Annotated in this window: 25 protein-coding genes; 7 read left to right on the forward strand and 18 right to left on the reverse strand. The window is 36.6% G+C overall.

The genetic code is table 11. The annotated features are described in order from the left end of the window. Positions 1-14: 14 nt before the first annotated feature. The 4 genes from HEQ36_RS00605 to HEQ36_RS00620 form a co-directional block, all read right to left on the reverse strand. On the reverse strand, positions 15-620 hold the full coding sequence (locus HEQ36_RS00605) for an SUMF1/EgtB/PvdO family nonheme iron enzyme (protein ID WP_233455566.1): 606 nt from the start codon (positions 618-620) through the stop codon (positions 15-17). A gap of 100 nt (positions 621-720) precedes the next feature. After that, positions 721-876: a hypothetical protein gene (locus tag HEQ36_RS00610; protein ID WP_168636863.1), complete on the reverse strand. Its 156-nt coding sequence runs from the start codon at positions 874-876 to the stop codon at positions 721-723. Positions 877-1,000: 124 nt separating this feature from the next. Further along, positions 1,001-1,960: a sulfurtransferase gene (locus HEQ36_RS00615; RefSeq protein ID WP_205748614.1), complete on the reverse strand. Its 960-nt coding sequence runs from the start codon at positions 1,958-1,960 to the stop codon at positions 1,001-1,003. A gap of 92 nt (positions 1,961-2,052) precedes the next feature. Next, positions 2,053-2,724 (reverse strand): glutathione S-transferase family protein, encoded by a 672-nt coding sequence (locus HEQ36_RS00620; RefSeq protein ID WP_168636865.1) that lies wholly within the window; start codon positions 2,722-2,724, stop codon positions 2,053-2,055. A 253-nt stretch (positions 2,725-2,977) separates the two neighbouring features. Between HEQ36_RS00620 and HEQ36_RS00625 the strand changes: the two genes are divergently transcribed. Further along, positions 2,978-3,754: a sulfite exporter TauE/SafE family protein gene (locus tag HEQ36_RS00625; protein WP_168636866.1), complete on the forward strand. Its 777-nt coding sequence runs from the start codon at positions 2,978-2,980 to the stop codon at positions 3,752-3,754. A 120-nt stretch (positions 3,755-3,874) separates the two neighbouring features. Here the strand turns inward: HEQ36_RS00625 and HEQ36_RS00630 are convergent, their stop codons facing one another. Together HEQ36_RS00630 and HEQ36_RS00635 are read right to left on the reverse strand one after the other, a co-directional pair. Further along, positions 3,875-6,031 (reverse strand): KAP family NTPase, encoded by a 2,157-nt coding sequence (locus HEQ36_RS00630; RefSeq protein ID WP_325064631.1) that lies wholly within the window; start codon positions 6,029-6,031, stop codon positions 3,875-3,877. After that, positions 5,931-6,188 (reverse strand): hypothetical protein, encoded by a 258-nt coding sequence (locus tag HEQ36_RS00635; RefSeq protein WP_205748615.1) that lies wholly within the window; start codon positions 6,186-6,188, stop codon positions 5,931-5,933. The genes HEQ36_RS00630 and HEQ36_RS00635 overlap by 101 nt, the downstream gene beginning before the upstream one ends. A 204-nt stretch (positions 6,189-6,392) precedes the next feature. Here HEQ36_RS00635 and HEQ36_RS00640 point away from each other — a divergent pair, with 204 nt between their 5' ends. Then, positions 6,393-7,379, forward strand: coding sequence for an ISH3 family transposase (locus HEQ36_RS00640; RefSeq protein ID WP_290602942.1), 987 nt, complete (start codon positions 6,393-6,395; stop codon positions 7,377-7,379). A gap of 299 nt (positions 7,380-7,678) precedes the next feature. Here HEQ36_RS00640 and HEQ36_RS00645 read toward each other — a convergent pair whose 3' ends face one another. The 6 genes from HEQ36_RS00645 to HEQ36_RS00670 form a co-directional block, all read right to left on the reverse strand. Then, the gene (locus tag HEQ36_RS00645) at positions 7,679-7,864 is read right to left on the reverse strand and encodes a DUF1778 domain-containing protein (protein ID WP_168636868.1); all 186 of its coding nucleotides are present in this window, start codon (positions 7,862-7,864) and stop codon (positions 7,679-7,681) included. A gap of 79 nt (positions 7,865-7,943) precedes the next feature. Further along, complete coding sequence (locus tag HEQ36_RS00650; RefSeq protein ID WP_168636869.1) at positions 7,944-9,776, reverse strand: ABC transporter ATP-binding protein; 1,833 nt, start codon at positions 9,774-9,776, stop codon at positions 7,944-7,946. A gap of 78 nt (positions 9,777-9,854) precedes the next feature. Beyond that, on the reverse strand, positions 9,855-10,853 hold the full coding sequence (locus tag HEQ36_RS00655; RefSeq protein ID WP_168636870.1) for an aldo/keto reductase: 999 nt from the start codon (positions 10,851-10,853) through the stop codon (positions 9,855-9,857). A gap of 234 nt (positions 10,854-11,087) precedes the next feature. Continuing rightward, on the reverse strand, positions 11,088-12,626 hold the full coding sequence (locus tag HEQ36_RS00660; protein WP_168636871.1) for an amidohydrolase family protein: 1,539 nt from the start codon (positions 12,624-12,626) through the stop codon (positions 11,088-11,090). 273 nt (positions 12,627-12,899) lie between these two features. Then, complete coding sequence (locus HEQ36_RS00665) at positions 12,900-14,264, reverse strand: LLM class flavin-dependent oxidoreductase (protein WP_168636872.1); 1,365 nt, start codon at positions 14,262-14,264, stop codon at positions 12,900-12,902. A gap of 106 nt (positions 14,265-14,370) precedes the next feature. Beyond that, complete coding sequence (locus tag HEQ36_RS00670) at positions 14,371-15,714, reverse strand: LLM class flavin-dependent oxidoreductase (RefSeq protein WP_168636873.1); 1,344 nt, start codon at positions 15,712-15,714, stop codon at positions 14,371-14,373. Between the two features lie 692 nt (positions 15,715-16,406). Between HEQ36_RS00670 and HEQ36_RS00675 the strand changes: the two genes are divergently transcribed. Both HEQ36_RS00675 and HEQ36_RS00680 read left to right on the forward strand, forming a co-directional pair. Continuing rightward, positions 16,407-17,768 (forward strand): cystathionine beta-synthase, encoded by a 1,362-nt coding sequence (locus tag HEQ36_RS00675; RefSeq protein ID WP_168636874.1) that lies wholly within the window; start codon positions 16,407-16,409, stop codon positions 17,766-17,768. Positions 17,769-17,781: 13 nt separating this feature from the next. After that, the gene (locus tag HEQ36_RS00680; protein WP_168636875.1) at positions 17,782-18,918 is read left to right on the forward strand and encodes a cystathionine gamma-synthase; all 1,137 of its coding nucleotides are present in this window, start codon (positions 17,782-17,784) and stop codon (positions 18,916-18,918) included. A gap of 547 nt (positions 18,919-19,465) precedes the next feature. On the opposite strand, the gene HEQ36_RS00685 is transcribed toward HEQ36_RS00680, so the two are convergent. Further along, on the reverse strand, positions 19,466-20,353 hold the full coding sequence (locus tag HEQ36_RS00685) for an IS982 family transposase (RefSeq protein WP_168634808.1): 888 nt from the start codon (positions 20,351-20,353) through the stop codon (positions 19,466-19,468). A gap of 286 nt (positions 20,354-20,639) precedes the next feature. Here HEQ36_RS00685 and HEQ36_RS00690 point away from each other — a divergent pair, with 286 nt between their 5' ends. Then, positions 20,640-21,002 (forward strand): four-helix bundle copper-binding protein, encoded by a 363-nt coding sequence (locus HEQ36_RS00690; RefSeq protein WP_168636876.1) that lies wholly within the window; start codon positions 20,640-20,642, stop codon positions 21,000-21,002. Between the two features lie 104 nt (positions 21,003-21,106). Here HEQ36_RS00690 and HEQ36_RS00695 read toward each other — a convergent pair whose 3' ends face one another. From HEQ36_RS00695 to HEQ36_RS00705, 3 genes are read right to left on the reverse strand one after another with little or no spacing between them, the layout of a single operon-like run. After that, positions 21,107-21,274, reverse strand: coding sequence for a hypothetical protein (locus HEQ36_RS00695; protein ID WP_168636877.1), 168 nt, complete (start codon positions 21,272-21,274; stop codon positions 21,107-21,109). After that, positions 21,261-21,605 carry a DNA-binding protein gene (locus HEQ36_RS00700; protein ID WP_233455567.1) on the reverse strand — a complete coding sequence of 115 codons (345 nt, stop codon included), beginning with the start codon at positions 21,603-21,605 and terminating at the stop codon, positions 21,261-21,263. Before HEQ36_RS00700 ends, HEQ36_RS00695 begins: the two co-directional genes overlap by 14 nt. Before the next feature lie 2 nt (positions 21,606-21,607). Next, positions 21,608-21,979, reverse strand: coding sequence for a type II toxin-antitoxin system RelE/ParE family toxin (locus HEQ36_RS00705; protein WP_168636878.1), 372 nt, complete (start codon positions 21,977-21,979; stop codon positions 21,608-21,610). A 332-nt stretch (positions 21,980-22,311) separates the two neighbouring features. Here HEQ36_RS00705 and HEQ36_RS00710 point away from each other — a divergent pair, with 332 nt between their 5' ends. Together HEQ36_RS00710 and HEQ36_RS00715 are read left to right on the forward strand one after the other, a co-directional pair. Then, entirely contained in the window at positions 22,312-23,772 is a 1,461-nt protein-coding gene (locus tag HEQ36_RS00710) for a hypothetical protein (RefSeq protein WP_168636879.1), read from the forward strand. A gap of 97 nt (positions 23,773-23,869) precedes the next feature. After that, on the forward strand, positions 23,870-24,253 hold the full coding sequence (locus HEQ36_RS00715) for a hypothetical protein (protein WP_168636880.1): 384 nt from the start codon (positions 23,870-23,872) through the stop codon (positions 24,251-24,253). 41 nt (positions 24,254-24,294) lie between these two features. On the opposite strand, the gene HEQ36_RS00720 is transcribed toward HEQ36_RS00715, so the two are convergent. Beyond that, positions 24,295-24,948: an HAD family hydrolase gene (locus HEQ36_RS00720; protein WP_168636881.1), complete on the reverse strand. Its 654-nt coding sequence runs from the start codon at positions 24,946-24,948 to the stop codon at positions 24,295-24,297. Positions 24,949-24,958: 10 nt separating this feature from the next. Continuing rightward, positions 24,959-25,312, reverse strand: coding sequence for a DOPA 4,5-dioxygenase family protein (locus tag HEQ36_RS00725; RefSeq protein ID WP_168636882.1), 354 nt, complete (start codon positions 25,310-25,312; stop codon positions 24,959-24,961). Positions 25,313-25,548: the final 236 nt, after the last annotated feature.

Genomic DNA, 25,548 nt, shown 5'->3' on the forward strand with positions numbered 1-25,548 from the left:
TAAGAGAGTGTTCTTTAATTCAGGTTTTTTACTAATCGAAAGCCGATATGAGTTGTTCCGGTATCGGCGTATTCCCACTGTGCTTCTGTTGGTAGTAATTTTTCTGCCCATTGGGCGTAGGCTAGAGCATCTTCGTAGGCAATATGCACAACTGGATAGTTTTCTTTCTCTGTAATGCTGCTATCAGTCCCAAAAGGATGCTGCCAATTAGCACTGGGTGTCCAATGCCACCAACTGAGAAACTGAACTTGCTTAACGCCTTGTTTTGGCATTTGAAATACCAGAGAACCTGGTAATCTCTGCTCATCTGGTAAGTCGGGAAACTGCTTTTTTGATAATGGACGTTCGGCAACTGTTACATAATTTGTGGCATTGACAAACTCAGCAAATTGGGCGTTTGTTACCTCATATTTATCAATGCAGAAGGAGCTAACTGTCACGTTTTCTCCTGTTCGCTCTTCCTCAAAACCAGAATCATCTGCTCCCATTTTGAATGTGCCTCCAGAAATCATTACCATTCCTGGAGGACAGGGATTAACGGTATCTGCTAATGCTGGCGAATTGGTAAATAGTGATATGAGTGCAACTACCTGAATCAGCAGTAATATTAAGAACCGCATTTTATCCTGTTGGAACTTTTAAACCAAGAATTTTGTCCAATCCCCCTACATAAAGTTCTGTAGGATTAGCTACTACTTGGATGGATAATCCCATAGATAACTAAGCTCCTGAGCGATCGCTTGTAGAATCACTGGGAGGTTGATCTTTACTACTTCTACAACTGACCAAGTTATCTTGATCGAGATTATTAGCAGCAAATACATATACTGGACTAAAGATGAAAATTGAAGCAGTGATTAGTAAAATTACTTGCATACCTCATGGATTTATTTTTCAAAAATTTGTTCGCGTAGCGTCCCAAAGGGAAAGGAAGCAGGAGTTAACATAAACTATGAGTTCATGACAGAAATACTGGAAAAGACTTTTAACTTGTGTTCTTCTAAGTTAGTTTTTCCTCTCCTGTAGCCACTGGTAAATCTTTTTGAGTGCTATATTCTGTCCAAGAACCTTCATAAATTCTGACTTTGGGATAATTAAGCAGATGCTTTAAAACCACATATTGTAATGTAGCTTCTCGTCCTGTACTACAAGAAACAATAATGTCGTTTCCAGGAGTAATCTTTTTATCTGCCAGAATTTTCTTAATCTCATCTAATGACTTTAATTTGTGAGGATTTTTAGCATCTGTAAATGTTACCCAAGGAATATTCCGCGCACCAGGAATATGTCCATTGCGTATCCAAATATTTTCTTCACCCCGGAACAATTTTTCTGGTCTAGGATCAATAAAAGTAACTCCTGGCTTACCAATAAATTTTCTCACATCATTTAAACTCACACGCACTGAAGGGTTATCCCGAACTGTGAATTTACTGGCTGAGTATTTAGGAAATTCTTTTGTGACAACTTGATCAGTTTTATAACCAGTATAACCACCATCTAATACGGCAATATCTTTCAATCCAGAACGTTCTAGTAAATAAGCAACCATTGTCGCACCTAAAACATCTCTACCATCTGAATATACGAGTACACGACTATTATTTCTTACTCCTGAGTTGGCAAATATTTCGCCTAGTTTTTGATTGTCCCAATATTGTACTGGTAATCCTTCTTTTGGACCTCTAAAAGCCATATCAGCAATGTTTACAGCATTGGGAAGATGTCCTTCTATATAGTCGAGAGGAAAATTACGTACATCTAAAATTCTGAGGTTGGGATCTTTGGCGTTTTCAGCTACCCAATTTGATGAAACAAACTGAATGTTAGCGCGAGAATCAGCTGATAATACTGGTAAAGGTAATAAGGGGATACTTACTACAAAGGCAAAAAACATTGTCACCAAAGCAAATAACTTAGGTTTTTTTAAACTTTTGAAAGAGAAACTTTTAAACGTCATTTTTACCATTCTTTGTATTTAATCAAACCATTAATTATTAGTGAAATTACCTTAATTAGCACTAATATTAAAGTAATTTCAAAAACTGCATTTTACGCCGTTGGGACTGTTAAACCGAGAATTTTAGCAAATCTCTCTACATAAAATTCTGTAGGATTAGCAACTTGTTGAATGGATTCCCGTTGACGCAGATTTTCCCACCATTGCTGCAATTTAGGTGTTTCTGTTGGCAGTGTAAAATTACGGAATTTCTCCAAAACTGGTAATCTTTCAAACCAAGGATAGAAGCTAATATCAACTAAACTTAAATTTTCCCCCAACCAGTAAGCACCATTACTAGAAAGTTTACCTAATCCTTCTTCTTCAATATACAAAAGAGACTCTAAAAACTCTCTCCGTCCCTGTTCTTGTTCTTGTGTATCTTTACCACGCAGCAATTTACCGAAGGCTGGAGCTAAACGAGTATTAGCGTAGTCAATCCAAATCCTAGCAACTGCTTTTTTAGCAGGATCATGAGGTAATAAAGCGGGTTCGGGGAATACTTCTTCTAAATATTCATTGATAATTGTAGACTCATATATTTCTACATCTCCATGCTTAATCGCAGGAACTTTACCATAGCGAGAAACTTGGGTAAAAGCTTCTGGCTTATTCTGTAAATCAATTTCAATTGCTGTAAAATCAATTCCTTTTTCCAGTAATACCACACGGGTTCTTTGGGAGAAAGTAGAGGCTTTAGCGTAATAAAGTTGTAAGTTACTCATTTAGTCCTTTCCTTGATTAGGATTTGTTTGAATTTTTGGTTAATTGCAAAAATCGCAAGTTGAATGACAGCCAAAGATAGAAGTGAATCAATTTCACTCCTACGATTTAAATTTTTTAACTGGCAAACTACCAGGGTTTTAAGTTAACTACGGTTTCTTGGTCGGATTAGCGTATTATATTAGGAGTATTCCATAGTTTTTACTAAAAAACAAGTCTTTTAGCAAACATTGTTCTCAAAATTTACCAGCCAAAATGCTCAACAATTTAACACTTGTCCATAGCTTGCTTCTTTTCAGTACCGCGTTTATTGCCGGGTCACTTAATGCTGTAGCGGGAGGTGGTAGTTTTATTACATTCCCCACGTTGATATTTACTGGTGTATCGCCAATTACTGCCAATGCTACAAATAATACTGCTTTATGGATTGCAGCTATGGCCAGTGCGGGTGCATATCGTCACAATTTACATATTCCGCGACGACAGCTTTTGATACTATGTATTACCAGTTTAATTGGTGGGGGAATTGGTTCTATTATTTTGTTATATACATCTGCGGATGTGTTTAAACAGCTACTTCCTTATCTGTTACTTTCAGCCACGCTGATATTTACATTTAGCGAACCTCTGAAAATGTGGCTACAATTTCAAAGCAAAAAATCATCATCAGAATCTCCACCTTTATTAATTCTTGTGATTGCTCAATTAGCAATATCTATTTATGGAGGTTTTTTTGGTGCAGGTTTAGGAATTTTAATGTTAGCAACTTTAAGCTTTTTAGGTATTAAAAATATTCACACCATGAATGCTTTTAAATCTTTTCTTGGTAGTTGTATCAACGGTATCGCTATTTTTCCTTTTATGTTCGCTGGTTTAATTGCTTGGCATCAGGCTATTTTAATGGCTGTGGGTGGTTCACTTGGTGGTTATTTATGCGCTCATTATGCTCGGAGATTAGACCCTCGTTTTGTGCGGATATTTGTGATTGTTGTTGGTTTTAGCATGACTATTTACTTTTTTATTCGTGGTTAGAATAGATAACTATTGTTGTAAAAATAAACTGGTTGCTGATGCTATTGAGAGTATCAGGGAAGATGTGTTAATTTTTGATACAGGCAATCTTTGTTTTAATTTAATTTTGAATCTTCAGAATCAAGTTTCAGAGTTGTTTGAGTCTATATTATTTAATTCGGTCAAAACTTTTTGATGAATATAAACAAACTGACAAGCAGCTAATTCCTCTGATGATCGCGGGTCATTTTTTTGATAAAACTCTTGCGAATTAAGTTTTTCACTATAAATGCTTCGTAAAAATTGAATAAACAATTCAGCGTCAACTACAGAGATAATTGCATCGTAACTATGTCGATCAATATCTCCCTTAAAAGGTAAGCCCACACGATAAGGAGGTTCCATTCCCATAGACCAAACTGTTGGAATATAGCACTTTAGAAATTCTACGGAGTTAGAAGAATCATTTTCAAATAATTTTTGCAAGTAGTTGTTAGTCTCTTCTTTTGAAGACCAATATGCCCAAAAGCTAAGTAACTCACGCGCACTATCAGGAAAAATAGTATAAATAGCTTCTTCTTGAGCTATATTTCTAATCCTATCAACAACTATTTCAGCAAGGGATTTAAGAGCAGATTCAGAAAATAAACTTTCTTCATCTTTTTCTTCATCTTTTTTAATTATACGCATCCATCTAAAACATTCTGTAGCAAAAGATATGGGTTCAGCAACTTGAAGAATATCTTGACATAACTTAAATTTCGCATCAAATGTATCAAGTCGCTGAATTAAATCGCTAATTAAAATTCCAGCCTTACTAAAAGAACTATCAAAAGAGTACAGTGTTTCGGGTTTTGGGAAATAATCTCCTATTTGAGCTAAAGCTAGGACTAGATTTTGAGAAGCTGACGGTGACAACTGATTAACTTTTCTAAAAATCTCAGTAATAAATGTTTCTATCTTTGAACCTTGATAGTTTGTGATTTCCTTTATTTCATTACTAATATCAGATGTACTACCCTTGTCCAATTTGCTTAGAAAAACTATCAATCTTTGATCTGAGATATCGTCTTCAGGAATACTATACGCGAAATATCTTTTGAAATATCGTAAAGAAGCTATTCGTTTTTCTTGAGTCCATTTTGCCTGCCAGTCTGAGCCATGATGAATATTTCCTAGTACCCCAGTCAATCGAGGAAATAATTCTTTGAGTAAGTTTTTGGCACATAATTGAGCTTCTTGGCTCAAATCAGAAATATTTTTTTCAATAAAATCATTGATCAACTTTTTGACTTGTTCAAAGTTTGCACCTTGATCCAGAATTTCACCGAGAAAATAGCTCGGTTTTTCCTTAATGGAGTTATACAATTTGGGATATAAAATTTTTACTCCCTCAATAAGTAATAAATCAACTATATTTACTTCACCTTTCAAAAGAGGAACATAGAAAGTAATAGCATTACCATATCTTTGGGCAACTCTTGGTGTCTTTAGCTGAATTGCTAAACCTTCTGAAAAGTATTTGAAGAATCTTCTGACATCTTCCTCTATTAGTTCTAATTCTGCATTTTTTAGAGCATCATCAATACATTTAAAGCAAAATTCTTGTAGAGAGCCAAAACTCACTTGTGGCAAAGTTAGTGGCACTTGAATAATTTTTTCTAAAAAGCTGCGTCCTGCATCCACATCTCCAGAGCCATATTTTTCAGAAATTGCTGCTGCAACTTTCTCCTCATCAAAAGCCAAGAGATAAATTGTATTCCTAAAGCCAGCAGATAACTTAACAAGTTTAAATATGCTTTGTATCTCTGATTTATCAAGACGATCAATATCATCTATAAAAATAACAATTCGTTTGTTCTCCTCATCCAGTATTTTTTCAATGCGCTTTTTATTCTCTTCTAACTCAACTTGAGAAAAAAGATTACCTATCTTTTCAAAGATTTGTCCAGAACCTCTAACTGCTCCTGTTGGATCTGCTAAAGACAAAGGAGCAAGAATTTCTCCACACTTCGCAAGCCAACCTCCAATTTCTTGCACTCTTGTTTGCAACTTTTGATTGAGCGCGTCTGCTAATGTCTTGAAAAAACTTAGAAGTAACTTTTCTTCATCTTTGAAAAACCAAGGATTAAAGCGTACACAAATAATATCCGAATTGCTTTCAAGCTTTTTTTCTATAAAGTTGAAGACAGTAGTTTTACCCTCTCCCCATGCTCCATAGATTCCGATTACAATGCTGCTCCGGTCGCGTCGTGATGCTATTACCAGTAAACCAAAAAGTTTTTCCCAAAGAGCGATTTTTACGGAATGCTAACGCTATTGCTACAGACGAAGCAGGCATCAACAACAAAATACGATAGACATTTATGTGATATAAAATACTAAATACATAAGAAATAGTTATAGTAATTTGCACTGGGTCAAAATATGAAATGATGAATGTAGTGTGTAGCATATTGGTTGAAAAAATTGACTGTTTCATCTCTAACAAAAGCCACGCAGGGCGAATCTACAGAAGAACTCGTTTTAACCGACTCAGAAACCCAAGACGCAGGTTATTCAGTGTTTAGTAGAAAATTTTTCGATTGAAACGCAAGGAGCCTGTGACCAACAAACTTTATTCGAGATTCTGGTTAAAGCAGCCAGCACTGGAGACAGTATTGAAAACACAGCTAAATTGTTAAAAAATATTCCGACAGCTAATGATATTAGATATCATCTCAATAAAATTAATAATTTTGAGGAATTAGAAGCGCAAATAAATCAAGCATTAAAAAGTCGAATTCCTTTAGGATTAAAAAAGGGGTGTTTAAAAATAGCGATTGATTTAAATTTAATTTGTTATTATGGTAAACCAACACCGTCAGAATTACCCTACATATATCGAAGTGAAGCTAAATCTGGTACTAATTCATTTTACGCCTATGCCACTTTATACGTTATTAGTAATAATAAGCGTGTAACTCTGGCAATAAGAGGTGTTCGCCAATTAGATACTAGTGTGGCTTTAATTACTTATTTATTAGCAGAACTTGAACCCCTCAAAATAAATGTAAAAAAACTCTACTTGGATAGAGGATTTTTTAATACTCCTGTAATTAGATGGTTACAGGCATTAGATATCCCCTTTCTTATGCCTGCTATCAAGACTGGAAAAAAAGGAGGAATCAAACAATTTCTCAAGGGTAAAAAAAGTTATAAAACTACCTATACCATTACAAGAGACAAAGATGATTTCGTCACATTTGATTTATGGATTGTCTGTAAATATAGAAAGGGAAAGCATAAAAAGCATGGAGTTCAATACTTTGTTTATCTTGCTTATAAGGTCAAAACAAATTTAAATTATATCTATCAAGATTATCGAAAAAGATTTGGCATTGAAACTAGTTATCGTCTGAAAAATATTTGTCGAATTAAGACGAATAACAAAAATCCAGTTTTGAGATTACTATTCATTGGAATATCCTTTCTTCTAGTTAATATCTGGGTGAATCTACTATGGCTCAAAATCAGCCGTAAAAGGAAGGGTAGTCGATTAATTTATCGCACACTTTTCACACTCAAACAGATGTTAGCTTTTTTATCTCAAGCCCTACAGAGGAAATATCAAGTCGTTGAAAGCATTTATATTCCATCCGGTTAGCGTCAAGAAATTATTACCCAGCCAATCATAAGTAATTGTTATCTATATGATATCTACTGGTTAGAACACTGGGAATTAAAAAGTATTTTATATTACTGATTGTTTGATGATAGCATCAGTGTTTTATAGGAATCGCTTTTTGGGAAAAACTTTTTGGTTTACTGATTACTTCAGCAACGCGCTGAGAAAAAGGAAGGCGATTAAATTTATCTAAAGTAGGATCTATGACAGGATTATCAGGAAACATATATCTAGGGCTTGCTATCTGAAAAACTATAAAGGCTCGATCTTGAGAGTCATTACACTGACATTATTTGCTGATATCGTAGTGCCATTGTCTTCAGGGCATGATTAGGTTTTGGAGGATTGACTAGAGCATCAACAAAAGCTTCAGCATCTTCAATATTTAGTTTTAGTGTTTGATGTCTTTTGCTGATACGAGCTTCAAGTTTCGCTATCGGTTTTGGATTAGATACAACATTCATATTAATTAGTTTTAGATAGACTCGTAAATACAATTTAATACAGCAATATGCCGTATGTCAAATAATTGCGTTAACTCTGTCAACTGTCACCTGTTATAGCTGCTACTGGTAAAAATCCACCCGCTTGCATTTGCCATAATCTGTGATATGCCCCACCCTTAGCCAATAACTTAGAGTGAGTACCATCTTCAATAATGCGACCGTGATCAAACACCAAAATCCTGTCTAAATGCGCGATAGTAGATAAACGATGTGCCACCACAATTACCGTTTTTCCATTCATTGCTGAATCTAGGGTATCTTGAATGGCTTTTTCCGTAATGGAATCGAGGCTAGAAGTAGCTTCATCTAAGATTAAGATGGGTGCATTTTTGAGGATAACGCGAGCGATCGCAATTCGTTGTCTTTGTCCCCCAGAAAGTTTAACACCACGTTCCCCCACCAGAGAATCATAACCCTCCCTCATTTGGGCAATAAAATCATCAGCATAAGCTTTCCGTGCTGCTTCTATCAGTTCTGCTTCTGAAGCTTCTAAACGTCCATAAAGAATATTTTCTAACAAAGTCCGATGGAACAGAGAAGGATCTTGAGGAATCAGGCTAATTTGCGAATGTAGGGCTTCCTGAGTCATATCTTTGATATCCACCCCATCAATCAATATTTGTCCCGATTGGGGGTCAAATAAACGCAAAATCAGATTGACAAAACTAGATTTCCCAGAACCAGAAAAACCCACCAATCCGACGCGCTCTCCTGGTTGAATGGTGACAGAGAGATTAGTGAATACAGTTTTCTTTGATGAGTAGCCAAAATGCACCTGCCGAAACTCAATACTACCTTTAGTGATGGTGTGATTTATCGCATTGTCCCGATCTATGATTTCATGGGGTTGAATGATAGTATTCACACCATTAGCTACATTACCAATATGTTCAAAAAATTCTAAAAACCGTTTGCTTAAATTGCGAGCTTCACTAATGATTAAAAGTGACAAACTGGTGGCAACAACGAAGTCAGCCGCAGCAATCTTTCCTTGACTCCAGAGAGAAAGTGAATAATACAAAGTACCGATTTTCAGAACTGCTGCTGAGATAAACTGAAACCAGCGAATTCGTTCAGAATACCAGTTAGACTTTCTCACCTCTTTAAGTTCGCGCTTTAATTGGTCATTCAAATAGCGGCGTTCAAAACCCAAACGAGCAAATAGTCGGCTACTGGTGAGATTTGTCACCGAATCTACAATAATGCCTGTTGTTTCACTTCTAGCAGCGGCGGCTTTCCGGGCATAAATTCGGCAACGAGTCGCTAACCAGAAGGAAATACTGATGAATAAAACTGCCCAAATACCCACAAATGCAGCCAGGGGAGGATAGACGCGATACAGTAAAATTGTGGAGACGATATAAACAATAATTACTGGCATAAATTCAGTAATCATCATTTGCATGGTTTGGGTGACACCCAAAGAAGTTTCTGCAATGCGATGGGCTAATGCTCCAGCAAAACTACTGCTCAGGTAGCGATGGGAATGTTGTTGTAAATAGGCATATAAAGACCGAACAATATGCTGTCTGTGGATAGGATGGAGGATAGTCTGTAACAGTCCAGCAGAACGTCCAAATACTACTTCACCCACACTCAAGGACGTGAACAGGATTAGAGGTTGTTTTAAGGTATCAAAAATGAGTTTGCTGTCTTCTGTGGAGCGGGTCACACTGCGGATCATTTCGCCAATAGCATAGGGTAACATAATCCCACAGGTGGCGTGTATGATTTCCAGAGACACCATTAATACATACCACCAGCGGAATTGATTCACGAAATAACAAATAAATTGAAAAGGAGTATCTGGTAATTCTGGCGCATTGGGAGCGCGTTGAAAAGATTTAGAAAGTTTGATTTTTTTCATCATTTTATCTGCTGTAAAAAATAAAAATAGACGGCTGGAACAACCGTCCGGTAAAGTTTAATAAAATCATTCAAAAGCCACCTAACGCAGAGAATCTCCCCTACGATATTCTGCGGTGATATCGTCTAATTTTTGTTTCAAATTGTCATCAAGTGTTACTTCCAAAGCCTTGAGACTGTCAAAAAGTTGTTCTGGACGACTAGCACCAATGATGGGGGCTGTAATAATCGGATTAGCCAGAACCCAAGCTAAAGCTAGAGTAGTCAGAGATAATCCTGCTAGATCCGCCACTGTGCGTAATTCCTCCACAGTATTGAACTCACGGTCATGCCAATAACGCTCCTGATAACGTTCTGCGGCTGCACCCAATGTAAAACGAGTACCTGATCTTGGTCCTTCAGTCAGATTATGTTTACCTGTCAGCAGTCCACCTGCTAAAGGATTGTAGGGAATTACAGCCAGTCCTTCTTCTTGCGCTAGGGGTAATAATTCTCGCTCAATTTCCCGGAATAAGAGATTATAGCGGGGTTGAATGGAGACAAAGCGAGTCAAATGACGGACATCTGCACGACCCAAAGCGCGGGCTAGTCGGTAAGCTAAGAAATTGGAAACACCGATATAGCGGACTTTACCAGCACGAACTATTGTATCGAGTGCTTCTAGAGTTTCATCGAGGGGAGTTGAAGCATCATCAGAATGCAATTGATACAGGTCAACATAATCAGTTCCCAGTCGTCTCAGGGAAGCATCAATGGCATCTAAAATATGTTTGCGTGAAGATCCCTGATCCCAAGGTGCAGAACCGACTTTACCGACGGCTTTAGTAGCAACAATAAAATGTTCGCGTTTACCTTTTAACCAGCGGCCAATAATTTCCTCTGTTCGTCCAGCAGTGGGTAATCCACCACCAAGGGGATAAACATCGGCTGTATCGAGAAAGTTGATTCCAGCTTCGGCTGCGGTATCGAGGATTTTTATAGAAGTTTCTTCATCGGTTTGTAGTCCGAAGGTCATTGTACCGAGAACGAGTCGGGAAACGGTGAGTCCGGTTTGACCGAGTTTAGTATTTGGTAATGTCATGAAAATGTTAGTTGTAGAATTTTTATCTCACGCAGAGGCGCAAAGGAATAGAGATGCAAGAGTATGGTCTAAATATATTAGAGTTACTCATAATTCACTAATCTTCTCTTTTCTTAATTTCTCTGCGTCCTCTGTGCCTCTGCGGTTCATTTTCTTCATTATTTGATGTAGAGACGTTATGTATTATGTATAACGTCTCTATGGGATTTATTTGGCGTAACCTCACAAGGTCATTTACACACCTACCAAAGTTTTGTTCTCTACTTGAGATTCAGTTTTAGGTAGTTTGGATTCTACCGCCGTACCTTTGAAGAAATCAGGGTTGGCTTGGGTATAGAATTTATAGGGGTTGCCGAATACATAGGCTTTGAAGTCATCTTCAGAAATTACCCCTTCTCTGACCAAATCCCAGCTTTCCGCTAAAGGTGCGGTGAGATCGGGTACATCCCAGTGACCAACATCGGAGGAGTAAATGGCGTTGAGTTTGACTCCCAATGGGTTGGCTTTGTCATTGAATGCGGCTGCAATGGTGCGATCATCGGACTCAGAACCAAAGAAGAAACTGTTCACCCAGCGATCGCGGATATCTTCAATTGACTGAATACCTGCTGCACCAAAATCTTCTAATTCACTACCCACTGGTGAACGACTGTGACGGTTAAAGGAAGCTCCCAATACACTCTTGGTTAACTCTTCTTTGCTGAGAGAATATCCTTGAGTAATTTCTCCACCATACTCTGCAAACAACTCGAACAACTCATCAGCGTTGGTGAGGTCTGGATTGTAGTTTTGCAATCCTTCTAAACTCCGTTTGGAGAAACGATCTACCAAATGAATGTAGACGTGAGCGCCCCAATCTGCACCACCTTCAAGCATCCCAACTCGTAATTGTGGGAATCTTCTAGTTACACCACCAAAGAACAATGCCTTCGCAAACGCTTGTGAACCATCACCAAAGTGGCCGATGTGGTTGTTCATGTAGTTACTGATGGAGGAGCGTCCAGTCCATCCTTGGCTACCATAATGGGTGGTGAGAGGTACGCCTAATTCGACGGCTTTAGCCCAGAAGGGATCATAGTCGTATTCGCTGTCCAGACCGTAAAAGTCAATGTAAGAAGCATATTTGCCGATTTCAGGAAATTGCTCGGCTGGGTATTTATCAGCGATCGCCTTAATTGGACGTTTTACACCACCAGGGATATTTGCCACCTTCAAACCTAGTGTATTTACGGAAAATTCTAACTCTTCAATTGCCTCTTGGGGAGTAGTCATGGGGATACCAGCTACTACAGTCAGGCGATCGCTATATTTGCGATAAATATCAGCATGATAGTGATTAATTGCCCGTTGCAATAATTGCCGATTCTCCTTACTTGCACCAGCAGCAGCTAAGGCATTATTGGGGAATAGTACCGAATAGTCTGAGCCTTGTTCCGCTTGCCGTTCGTAGAGTAATGCGGGGAGAGTGTAAGTAGCCAAATCTAGGGTATTACGGGTAACTCTAGCCCACCAAGGGGAGCGAATTGTGCGGTTGTTCTGACGTTCTTCTGGAGTTTGTTGATACCAGTCTTTACCTTCACTCTTGGAATTGAGACGGGAGGATTCAGCTTTGCGTAATTCATCTACCAGCTTCACACCGCCGTAGTGAGCTATATAATCCTCAAGAGCAGGAGTAAAGTCATTAGTGTGAACATCAGTATCAATGACAGGATAATCGAGATTAGCTCTAACTGCGGCGGAAGGAGAGCTTTTCAATTTGCTATATTTAGTCATATTTTCCTTAGAAAAGTTACAAGACAACTTAGATCCCTGACTTCTCAAACAATTGCAGAATCTAAAAGTTATGAATTTTCAAGAAATCAGGGATATGTGGGATATCGTGCTGTTGATTTTGACTTGAGTTTTAACGTGAGATTGAAGATTCTTGTCTTTTAAACAAGCTTAACTTTCCGATAGTTTGCATGGACTCCGGTAGGCTTTTAACGTCTGTGCTGACGGGATGGTTTAGATCCCCGACTTCTTTGAGAAGTCGGGGATCTGTAGAAATCACGCAAACGCCAATGTTTTTTCCTGTTGTTTAACAGCAAAACGATTAGCTGGACGACGTAAACCAAGGTTTTCACGCAAGGTGCTACCCTCGTATTCAGTACGAAAGAGTCCGCGTTTTTGCAGAACAGGAACGACTAAATTCACAAACTCATCCAATCCTGTAGGTAGGATCGGTGGCATAATATTAAAACCATCCGCCGCACCATTGATAAACCATTCTTCTAATTGATCAGCGATCGCTTCAGGAGTACCCAAAATGGTACGATGACCCCGTGCGGTCGCCAAAGAACGATATAACTCACGCAGTGTAAGAGTGCCACGAGTAGCTAAATCCTTAACCAGTTTCAGACGACTCTTGTTATTGTTGGTATCAGTGGGTAATTCAGGAGCTATATCATCTAAAGAATATTTAGATAAATCCACACCCTTATAATAGTTGGCTAAAATTCCCCAAGCTACATCGGGATGAATTAAAGATTGCAAAAACTCATATTTTTCCTGAGCTTCTTCTTCCGTTCGCCCTATGATGGGAAAAGCACCAGGCATGATTTTAAGATCGTCTGGAGAACGTCCATATTTCGCCAACCGCCCTTTAACATCCGCGTAAAATTCCTGAGCATCGGCTAAAGTTTGATTAGCAGTGAAAATTACCTCAGCAGTGCGTGCCGCTAAATCTCTTCCTGGTTCAGAAGCACCAGCTTGAACAATAACTGGATAACCTTGGGGTGGACGAGCAACATTTAAAGGACCCCTAACAGCAAAATATTTGCCCTTGTGATTCAATGTATGCAGTTTGTCCGCATCAAAATAAACACCAGATTCTCTATCTTTGATAAAGGCATCATCTTCCCAACTATCCCACAGACCTTGCACCACTTCCACAAACTCTTCAGCCCGTTCATAACGTTGGCTGTGTTCTGGATGATGTTCCAGTCCAAAATTAGCCGCCGCATTTTCATTCCCTGTGGTGACTACATTCCATCCTGCACGACCGTTACTCAAATGGTCTAGGGAAGCAAACTTCCGTGCCAATGTGTACGGTTCTTCGTAGGTAGTGGAAGCAGTGGAAATAAAACCGATGTTTTTGGTAACGGAGGATAAAGCAGAAAATAGAGTAACAGGCTCAAAATGAGCTATTTTCCCATTACGAATTTGAGTTTCAGGAGAACCACCCCAAACGCCTGGACTATCTGCTAGAAAAACAGCATCAAATAACCCCCGTTCCGCAGTTTGAGTAATTTCCTTGTAATGCTCAAAATTCAAACCTGCATCTATTTGTGTATTCGGGTGTCGCCAAGCAGAAATATGATGACCAGTAGCTTGAATAAATGCACCTAATCGAAACTGACGTTTTGCGCTCATATATTTTTATCTTTGTATGGTGTAATTGGAAATTGGCTCAACTTTAGATTTAAAATCTAAAACTTTGCGCCTTTGCTCCTTTGCGTCTTTGCGCGAAACCAATTATTTAAACTGCTGCTAATACCTTTTGATATTGATTAACTGGACGAGATAAACCCAGATTTTCACGCAGAGTTGTTCCTTCATACTCGGAGCGGAACAATCCCCGACGTTGTAGTTCAGGAATTACCAAGTCAACAAAATCATCTAGTCCGCCAGGAAGATAAGGAGGCATAATATTGAAGCCATCAGCAGCATCATTGACAAACCAGCTTTCCAGTTGATCTGCAATCTGCACTGGTGTTCCAATAATTGTCCAATGACCACGCGCTCCCGCAATCCATTGATAAAGCTCCCGAATGGTAAAATTGTGTTTGCGGGCAATATCAATTAATAATGCTTGGCGGCTTTTGTTATCATTGGTTTCTGGTAAATCTGGCAGTGGTTCATCAAGGGGATAAGAGGAAAGATCCGTGCCTATAAGTCCCTGTAATAAAGCCAAACCAACTTGAGGATGAATTAAATCCTGTAGTTCCTGATACTTGGCTTTTGCCTCTGCCTCTGTAATGCCAACTACGGGAAAGACACCAGGCATAACCTTGAGTTGGTCTGGTGTGCGGCCATATTTTGCTAATCTACCTTTAACATCTGCATAGAAGGCTTGAGCATCTTCTAGGGTTTGTTGAGCAGTAAATATAACTTCGGCAGTTCTACCAGCCAGTTCTTTACCATCTTCAGAAGAACCTGCTTGCACAATTACAGGATAACCTTGGGGTGGACGGGCAATATTCAATGGTCCGCGCACGGAGAAGAATCTGCCTTTATGGTTCAGTTCATGTATTTTATTGGGGTCGTAGTAAAAAGCTGTTTCCTTATCACGAACAAAAGCATCGTCTTCCCAACTATCCCACAAACCTTTGACTACATCAATAAATTCGTGGGCGCGAATATAGCGATCTGCGTGAATAGGATGGTTTTCCAAACCGAAATTGCCGGCTGTTTCACTACTACCAGTTGTTACCACATTCCAGCCGGCTCTTCCCTCAGAAATATGATCTAAGGAAGCAAATTTGCGTGCGAGAATATACGGGTCTTCATAAGTAGTAGAAGCAGTGGCGATAAAACCAATTCGCTCTGTCACCGCAGACAAGGCTGAAAATAGGGTAACAGGTTCAAAGTCACCTCCAAAGGCTGTGCGTCCTTCTGCACCGGGACGATGTTGCAAGGCTAAACCGTCGGCGAGAAAAAATGCGTCGAATTTACCGCGCTCGGCTGTCTGGGCTATCTGCTTATAATGCTCAAAGTTGAGAGCGCCATTACTTTGTGCTTGGGGATGTCGCCAAGCTGCAACGTGCTGACCTGCTCCGGGTAAAAATGCACCTAGTCTTAGTTGTTTTTGTTGTTTGCCCATATCAGACTCCAAGTAATATTTTTTACTAGATGAATATAGAATGATAATGATTTTCTGGGATAGCAGTTGTCAGCTATGCCACTGTAACTGCTGCATATTTAGTTTTTAGCAAAGCTTTTTCAACTCCTTAGCCATAGCTGTAGGCATTAGCGTTAGTGGTGGGTTGTCAATAAACTACTGCATCTCGACCGAGTTATCGTAGATTAATAGTAGAATCTCATAACTCTCATGAAAAAGCAAGTACCTTTTAAGAAAAAATTGATTAACTAATTTTATTGGCAGCTAATTGTTAGATATTCTAAGTATTTGATGACTCTAGGGCGGGCGATGGCTCAATTTGAATACAGCGTATAGTTCAAATGCACTATTTAATTACTGAGTGCAAATACAGTAGAGTATAAAAGACAAGTATGAAAACTCCAAAGTATAAGTAGTAAATAAGTGGAAAGAACTTTGCCAACTCGATAAAATATTAAATTTTATAATGAATATTCTGATCAATTCTTAGTCTTAACCTTATATTCCTCAACTCAAAATTGAGTATACTACATTAACACTATGAATTTAGTGTATTTTATTGGTATCGCCCATTTTTATCTGCCTTTGTTTCAGTGCTGTTTGCGATTTTCTCCACAACATCCAACCATTAAAAACCCATAAAAACCAACTTCCCCCAGTCATAAAGAGGCAATATGGCAACTTATGATCACATCTTACAAGCGATCGGTACAACCCCATTAGTTAAACTCAATTCCATCACAAAAAACATCGCCTCCACGATTTACGCCAAAGTCGAATATCTCAACCCTGGTGGGAGTACAAAAGATAGAATAGCTCTCACTATGGTAGAAGCCGCAGAAAAAGCAGGACTTTTACAACCAGGTGGAACTATTATCGAAGCTACCGCTGGAAATACAGGAGTTGGACTTGCACTTATCGCGGCCGTGAAAAAATATCGTTGCATCTTTGTGATGCCCGATAAAATGAGTCAGGATAAAATCAATTTACTCAAAGCTTACGGTGCAGAAGTCGTAGTCACACCAACATCAGTACCTCCTGATTCTCCCGAAAGTTATAACGGTGTAGCTGAAAGACTCGCTAAAGAAATTCCCGGTGCATACAGACCAAATCAATTTGAAAATCCCCATAATCCCCTCGCCCATTATTTAACAACAGGACCAGAAATTTGGGCAGATAGTGCAGGGAAAATTGACGTTTTTGTCGCCAGTATGGGAACAGGTGGCACAATTTCTGGAGTAGCCAAATATCTCAAAGAACAAAACCCCAATATTATTATTGTTGGTGCAGATCCTGAAGGTTCAATTTTATCAGGAGATAGCCCAAAATCTTACAAAGTTGAAGGCATTGGTGAAGATTTTATTCCTAAAACTTTTAATCGCCAATTAGTTGATGAAATGGTGCGGGTGAATGATAAAGAATCCTTTAATATGGCGCGTTGTTTGGCAAGGGAAGAAGGTTTATTGGTAGGAGGTTCTTGTGGAACAGCAGTAGCCGCTGCCCTCAAATATGCCGCTAGATTAACCGAACCTAAATACATTGTGGCACTGTTACCAGACACAGGTAGAAACTACATCAATAAAATCTATTCTGATACCTGGATGCAGGAAAATGGTTTTTGGGAAGGAACAAAAACAAGAACTATTAAAGTTGGAGAAATTCTTTCACAAAAAACAGATTTTCCTTCAATAGTTGCTGTTGCTCCTCGTGATACCTTAAGCACAGCTACAAATTTACTGCAAAAACTCAATATTTCTCAATTACCTGTAATTGATAATAATCAAGTTTTAGGAAGTTTGAATGAAGCATCTTTAATGAAATGCCTCCATGATGGAATTAATTTTTCTAATCAAGAAGTTTTTGCAGTCATGGGTAAACCATTACCATTACTAGATGAAGAAGTTGATATTTCTGAAGCTTACCGAGTTTTATTATCGGGAACAACAGGAATTATCATTACCAGTCATGATATCCCAATTGGCTTAATAACTAGAGCCGATTTAATTAAATATTGGATTAATCAAACTCACGAATAAAAAAGAGAAAACAATGGAATTTGAAACTAAAGCCATTCATGAAGGACAAAAACCAGATGCCCAAACTGGTGCGGTAATTGTACCAATTTATTTAACTTCTACCTATCAGCAAGAAGCAATTGGACAACATAAAGGTTATGAATATTCGCGCACAGGCAACCCCACCCGTCAAGCTTTAGAAGATGCTTTAGCTGCTTTAGAAAATGGTAAGTTTGGTTTAGCTTTTGCTTCTGGTTTAGCCGCAACTACGACTATTTTAAGTTTGCTAAAAACAGGAGATCACATTATTGCAGGGGATGATTTGTATGGTGGAACTTATCGGTTGTTAGAAAAGGTAGTGACAAATTGGGGTGTGACTACTACTTATGTTGATATTGATCATATCAATGATTTTGAAACAGCAATTCAACCTAATACTAAGTTAATTTGGATGGAAACGCCGACAAATCCCTTGCTGAAAATTATTGATATTGCTGCATTGGCAAAAGTTGCCCATGAACACAATCTAATTTTAGTAGTTGATAATACTTTCGCTAGTCCCTATTTTCAACAGCCTTTAAATTTAGGTGCTGATATTGTTGTTCATAGTACAACTAAATATCTGGGTGGACATAGCGATATTATTGGTGGTGCAGTTGTTACTTCTAATGAGGAACTATATCAGCAAATCAAGTTTTATCAAAATGCTATTGGTGCAGTTCCTAGTCCTTTTGATAGTTGGTTAGTATTGCGTGGAATTAAAACTTTAGCGGTAAGAATGCGCGAACATGAGAAAAACGCTTTGTTTTTGGCGAAATTTTTAGAACAACATCCCAAAGTTGAGCGAATTTACTATCCAGGTTTACCTAGTCATGAACAATATCACTTAGCCAAATCACAAATGTCTGGCTTTGGGGGGATGATTAGTTTGGAATTAAAAGGTGGTTTTGATGAAGTGGAAAAATTTGCCTCTCGGTTGCAGTTATTTGTTTTAGCTGAGAGTTTGGGAGGTGTTGAATCACTTCTTTGCTATCCTAGTAAAATGACTCATGGTTCACTTCCAGAAACAGAAAGACTTAAACGGGGTATTAAGGATAATTTAGTCAGGTTGTCAGTCGGAATTGAGCATTATCTAGATTTGCAAGCTGATTTAGAAAATTCTCTATCTTAAAAATCAGCAATAAGATAGAGGATAAAAAGGCAGAAGTTTATTAGTTAAAGTTAATAACTTCTGCTTTTATAGAAAAAATTAACGCTGTTTTTTCGCTTTGTGTTAAGAAATAATAATATTAATATTTTGTAATAAGTCAATATGGATAGATATATCTAATTGAAAAGCTGATAACTTTACTAAATTAGAAATTTTAAAATAAAGTTTGTAACCCTTATTTAATCAGAACTTCATCAAAAAAATATCATTAATTTATCTACCAATGCTACACAAACTCCGGTAATTCTATCGGAATTATCAATTTTAATTCAGGGTTGCATCTCCTATTGATTTTTGAAAAAATTGAATTAGCGTTGTAATTAGTTCGGCTCAGAACTGAAGATACACCTGAGTTCGATGTAAATAAAAAGTCTAAAAGTACGTAACAGCAACAGTTCTGTCAATAAGTATTGGTTATTGAGAATTAAAGCCCACGCCAAAAAGTTCTCAAAAAATTAATTTTTTGAAATGTATTTACTATTAGGTAATATTGATATTTAATTGGTAATTAAGCTAATAAAACTGGTAAGGTTTCAATTTCATTTTCATCAAATCTTAAAGAAGGTTTTTTAGGTTGCCAAGTATAAGCTATTATTGCAGCAACAACATTAACCATGAAATTAGTAACACTTCGATGTCGAGAATGAGCAAGTTGTGAAATATTTTTGAGTTGGTCATTAACAGTTTCAATTAAAGAGCGTTTTCGGAGCATTAATTTCTCCTCCAGGGACAAGAGCTTATTCCGCATATTTTTCTTGAAAGGAGTGATTAATTTGAGTCCATTAGACCAAAGTTCAAGCCAGAGTTTTTGAGAAATATATCCTTTGTCTCCAAATATTTTCCCAAATAAGTTCTTAGTCAAAGTGGGAACAGGTTTTCGGTCATCTGTATTTCCAGGAGTAATTTGAAACGCAAGTAACTCTCCTTGATCATTAATAATCAAATGAAGTTTAAACCCAAAATACCAACAAATAGAACTTTTCCCCCAGCCAGCTAAATCTTTAAAGACCTTATTTGTCTTGGCTCTTTTAGAATGACAAATGGGAATAGAGGTACTATCAATAAAACTTATACCTGTATTGAGTCCTTTTCGTGTATTCAGATAATACATCAAGGGAATTAAAGCATTTGGCATTAATTCAACAAATCTTTGATAACTCACTAAATTGGGAAATTCACCTTGGCAATATTTGAAGATATGTTTCAGGTAATAATCTTTAAAATTGCGGTAACTAGAGCGATGAAAATACACAATTATTGTCATAATTTCACTTAGACATAATCGGCTGGGTCTAATTCTTTTTTTTATTTGGGATGGGATAAGTTGAGCTTGAAATATTGGCTCAAAATAGGTACAAAAATCATCAATTTCACAGAAAATAGTTTCTAATTCCATGAGTTATAATCATTAATTTTCTTTAATTAAACCTCTTCTATTGTCCCTAATCTGAGGTACTTTGAGTTTGTATTCAAATAGTATTCGTAATATAAATTTAGATTTTGTTATGAAAATTTACTTAAATCTAGGCTGGTTTCCTATTAATTCTCAATAATTAAGGCTTATTGAGAATATAGGCTCTTTCCAGAAAAGCCTCTAACCCTTTTGAATACTCATTTTTAGCTGGTTTTCTTACATCGAACTCAGGTGAAGATACATATCAAAAAATCAAGGAGTATTTACTATGATGATGATGATGACCAAATCTATGACCAATGAAATGCAAATGTGCGTGAACGCTTGCATGGAATGTCATAAAATGTGCATGGAAACCATGACTTACTGTATGACTAAAGGTAGTAAGTACATGGATACAACCATGATGACAATGCTGCGGGATTGTGCAGAAATGTGCATGATGTGTACAAATATGATGATGGCTGGTTCTGAATTCAGCGATCGCACTTGTATGTTATGTGCGGAAATGTGCGATCGCTGTGCAACAACCTGCGAAAAAATGAGCGATGATAGCAAGATGATGGAATGTGCTGCTGCTTGCCGTAGATGTGCAGAATCGTGCAGATCCATGCAAATGATGCCTGTTTAATTATTTTTTACTTGCAGAAGTTTATCTGCGACCCAATGGTCAAACGCTTAGGCTATAATCAGTCTGGGCGTTTGCGACTTTGTTGGAATAAACAAAACTATATATTAAATCGCTTCTTCCGCTAATGCTTCTAATTTACCATCTGCAATATCACGTTCTATCTGTTCATCCCCACGTTCATAATCTAGGTTTAAAAACCATTGTCTCAGTTTCTCAAATTCATGAGATGGAAGTGAGAGAATTGCAGTTTCAATTTGTTCAAGGTGTGACATAAATAGTTTTTACCTCTGTTGTCTGAACATTAATATTAACATTCATATTTTTACGCAAAACATTAAAGATTGCAGTCAAATTATCCATCGTTGGATTACCTTTTACAGATAACATTCGATGTAAGCTTTTGCTTGGTTTAGAAGTTTCAATTGCCAACTGTTCAAACCCTACTGTTGCATTGACAATATCTCTTAAAATCAGTCTTGCTGTTTCTGGTTCACCATTGAGAAAGAGAGAAATTGCTTCATCAAGTAGAGCGATCGCAAACTTAGAATCTCTTTGTACTCGTGCGTTAACAGTTTCTGTAAAATCTCTAGTAAGTGCCATCATAATTACCTCTTTTCTCTATTATCGTTGTCAGTTGCTTGCTCTTTACTAACTTCTTTTTTTCGTCTTTTGTATTCTTGGTACAATTCTTTAGCACGATTAATATCAGATTGCTGATTTTTCTTTGTTCCTCCACCAAATAATACTATAAGTTCCTTACCATCCTGAGCAAGATATATCCGATATCCAGAACCCCAATCAATTTTATATTCACCGATTCCATCAAACCATTTAACATTTGATGTATTACCTAACTCCAGACGAGATTTAGCAACTGTTACCTTCGCAGCAGCTTGGGCATCCAAGCTATCAAACCATTCTTGGTAAGGGCTAGAACCATCTTCTTTAAGATATTCTTGAACTTTTATACTAGACATAATGATATAGTAACTTTTATGTTACTATATGTCAAGTGGTGTGATTCTAGATGATTACGATGTAATTTTAAACTCAGCAAAACTTCAGATATTGAGGTATAATTAATTATAGGACTCCTATTTGATTTTTGAACAAGTTCTAAACCGGAAACACCGTAAAATTAAAGGTTGAATCTCGGTATACTGACCAAGATTCAAGTAGGATTCCTATATATTAATCACTTTAATAGAGAATTAAGTATGATAATTTCATCAAAGATGAAATTAATATCTAAATCACAACACCATTTTTGCACTAGCCATATATAAGATTAATAGAAATACAAATATCAATGATTTACACAAATAACTTCTTTTTTGAAAAAGACAAACAACAATTATTGGTTAATTTTTTATTGCGTGGTAATGTAATAGGAGAAAAGCACCATCTGATTTTAGTAAGCTGTTATTTTAATTTAAAATCTGCCAATGCAATAATTAAAGCATTACAAGAAAAAATAAACTTATATAAAATATCAATATATATAGATAGAGGAGAAGCTATATGTATAGGACTAGACGAGATCAATAATTGGATTAAAAATACGCATTTCCATAATATTGAGATATCTTTTAAAGTTAATAACTCTTCTAGCTTGTTTCATGCTAAGGCATATTGTTTATTTTCGGATACGTCTAAAAAAGGAAGTTTGGTTTTAGGATCAGCTAATTTAACAGGAAGAGGCTTAACTGAAAATAACGGAAATATAGAAATATTATATAATACTCAAGATGAAAATGATATAGAAAATTTTTGTAGCGATTTAAAAATATTAGACAACAAATTTATGGATGTTTCAGAAATAAATACATTTGTAGCTGATGATGATTACTATTTCAAATATGCTCTAATTCAATTGGGGTGTTTTGTTGAACGAAATGATATAACTATTAATGCTGTGCTACAACATACATATAACTTCAATGAAAAGGGGAAAAAAGAATCTAAAACTGATGAGTATAAGCAAAAAGACTTTATAGAACAAGGTGGAGCTAGTAAAAATTATTTTCAAGGCATTAATGAAGATATAGAAAATATTTTTCTACAATATAATAATAGTTATAAAATTGACTGGGGTAAGTATGGTATTAAAACAAAATTTGGTCATTGGATTCCTAAAAAAATACTAAGATATCTAGATCAAATTCCCAAGGAAAAACAAAAGATAAAAGAATGCCAATTTATTATTTCTTCTCATATTAAAATATATTTTATAACATCTGTACAATATATGGTAGACCAGTGGAGAGAGTTGTTAATAGATGACCGTTGGGTGAATAATGACACTGGTATTCCCTTAAAAGAAAAAAACTATGATAATATTACGAAAATTTTAAAACAAGAAACTGAAAAAATCTTAAGACAGAAGATGAAAAATTTTGTTTCTGATTCTTGTCTAGAAAAGCTATTGTTAAGATATCAAACATTTAATATTTCTTTTGACTTTGCTAATCAAGAGGATATAAACAAGTTTTTTAAAGACTTAAAATTTAATTGTATAAAAAGGATTAATACTGATAACATAGATAAAAATATATATCAAATAAAAGAAGATATTAAGAATATTAATGCTGAGAATCAAGGTGATCAAATTTTAGAGATATTACGTAAGTACAAGATTGATATTAATACTAATATATTAAATTATTGCTTATATTTATCAATGGAATGCCGCAATCTTATTTTTTTAACTTGCCTTAATACAGATAATTTTATTAAAATTCAAGACGATCTTGATCAAAAAAATCAATAAAATAAAGAATAAAGCTAAAAAAAATAAAGAAAAAACTAGTAAATAAACTTAGACAACCTCAATTTAATCTTTTTCCTTTAGCCTTCATAGTAAAAAAATGAGTCAGATTCAAGAGTTACATCAACAAGCTATGGATTTAGCCGAAATGGCACAAGTTGCTAAACTTAGAAGTAACTTAGATTTAGCTTCCCAACTATCCCGACAAGCATTTAAAAAAGAACGATTAGCAGCGGAATTAATAACAAATGATTTTGCAGCAGAACCAACCCGTTCAATATTGTATCGTAGTGCCGCAACCCTAGCAATTGACTGTGGAGAAATTCACAGTGCAGAACGTTTAATTACAACTGCTTTATCAGGAAATCCCCCATCTGAAATTTCCGAAGAACTAAAAGATTTATTTGTGCAAATCAACATTCATAAATATTTTGCCCGTCGAGGTTTGGTATTTGATGAAGCTAAACTTCAGATTTTTAGCTAGAAATTAGCTGTTAACAAATAGGTTTAAATTTGCTATCTTAATCAAATCAAAGGTAGTAATACAGGAATTTGATCTGGACAATCAGCAATTAAATCAGCTTTGTGAGTTTCCAATTCCTCCCTACTTCCATAGCCATAAGTCACACCAATTGAAGCAATATTGTTTTTCTTAGCTCCGATAATATCGTGAAGCCTATCGCCTACCATAACCACAGTAGAAGGTAAAAGACTTTCCCTCTCTACAATGTAGGAAATTAAATCACCTTTCACACTTCTATTACCATCTAATTCGCTACCATAAACACCATCAAAAAAAGGTGCTAAATCAAAATATTCAATAATGCGTGTAGCATAAATTTGAGGTTTAGAAGTCGCTACAAAAGTCTGATAACCAGCAGCACGAATAATTTTTAGGGTTTCGGGAATTTGCGGATAAAGGGAGTTTTCAAATAACCCAATCGTAGAAAAGCGACTACGATATAGTAAAATTGCCTTCTCCAGTAATGTGTCATCAGCGGTTTGCAATAACTGGGAAAAACTGCTTTTCAGTGGTGGTCCAATACACCAAAGCAATTCATTAGCATCTGGTGGTTTATAACCAAGTTCCGATAAAGCATACTGAATACAGCGAGTAATCCCTGCTTTAGGATCAGAGAGAGTTCCATCTAGGTCAAAAAGGACTGTATAAGAAAGCATTTTTGTAAATTTAAATAGTTTTCAACCTTTGCAGAAACTCAATATTTAACGGTAGCTTCTCCCCTAACCACAGAGAATTATCCGTATGATCTTTGACATCATCTCCCGTTTCTGGGTGAACCAAAATATCTAAACTTTCTCTATTAAGCATTAACCAAGGCACAACTTCACCAAACTGATGTGGTAAAAAAGCTACTTGATACATTGATTTGGGGTGTGGTCCTATAGGCTGTTCATGCCAACGTCCCAATCTTACATCAAATTTAGCACCTAAACCTTCTCTTACACGAGCAGCCGCTTCACGACTAGCGGTATCAAAATAAATATGTGCATGAAAACCAGTAATATCAGTATTTGTATTCATAGTTCTTGATTTCACCTTTTGCTCATAAGTATAACTCAATAATTATTTAGATATACTAATCATTCGTAAGTCATAAATTTAGTGAAGCACAGATTTTTTTGTAAAACCACTTGAATTTTTCCTGGGGTCATGCAATACTACTAAAACAAACACCGATAAATCGGTCAACAAACTGTAGTTTCTATTTTGTCGCAAGTCATCAATAAATTATTCAGCCCCGTCAAGGGTGATGCACA

It is taken from the genome of Anabaena sp. 54, assembly GCF_017355725.1.
GTDB lineage: Bacteria > Cyanobacteriota > Cyanobacteriia > Cyanobacteriales > Nostocaceae > Dolichospermum > Dolichospermum heterosporum.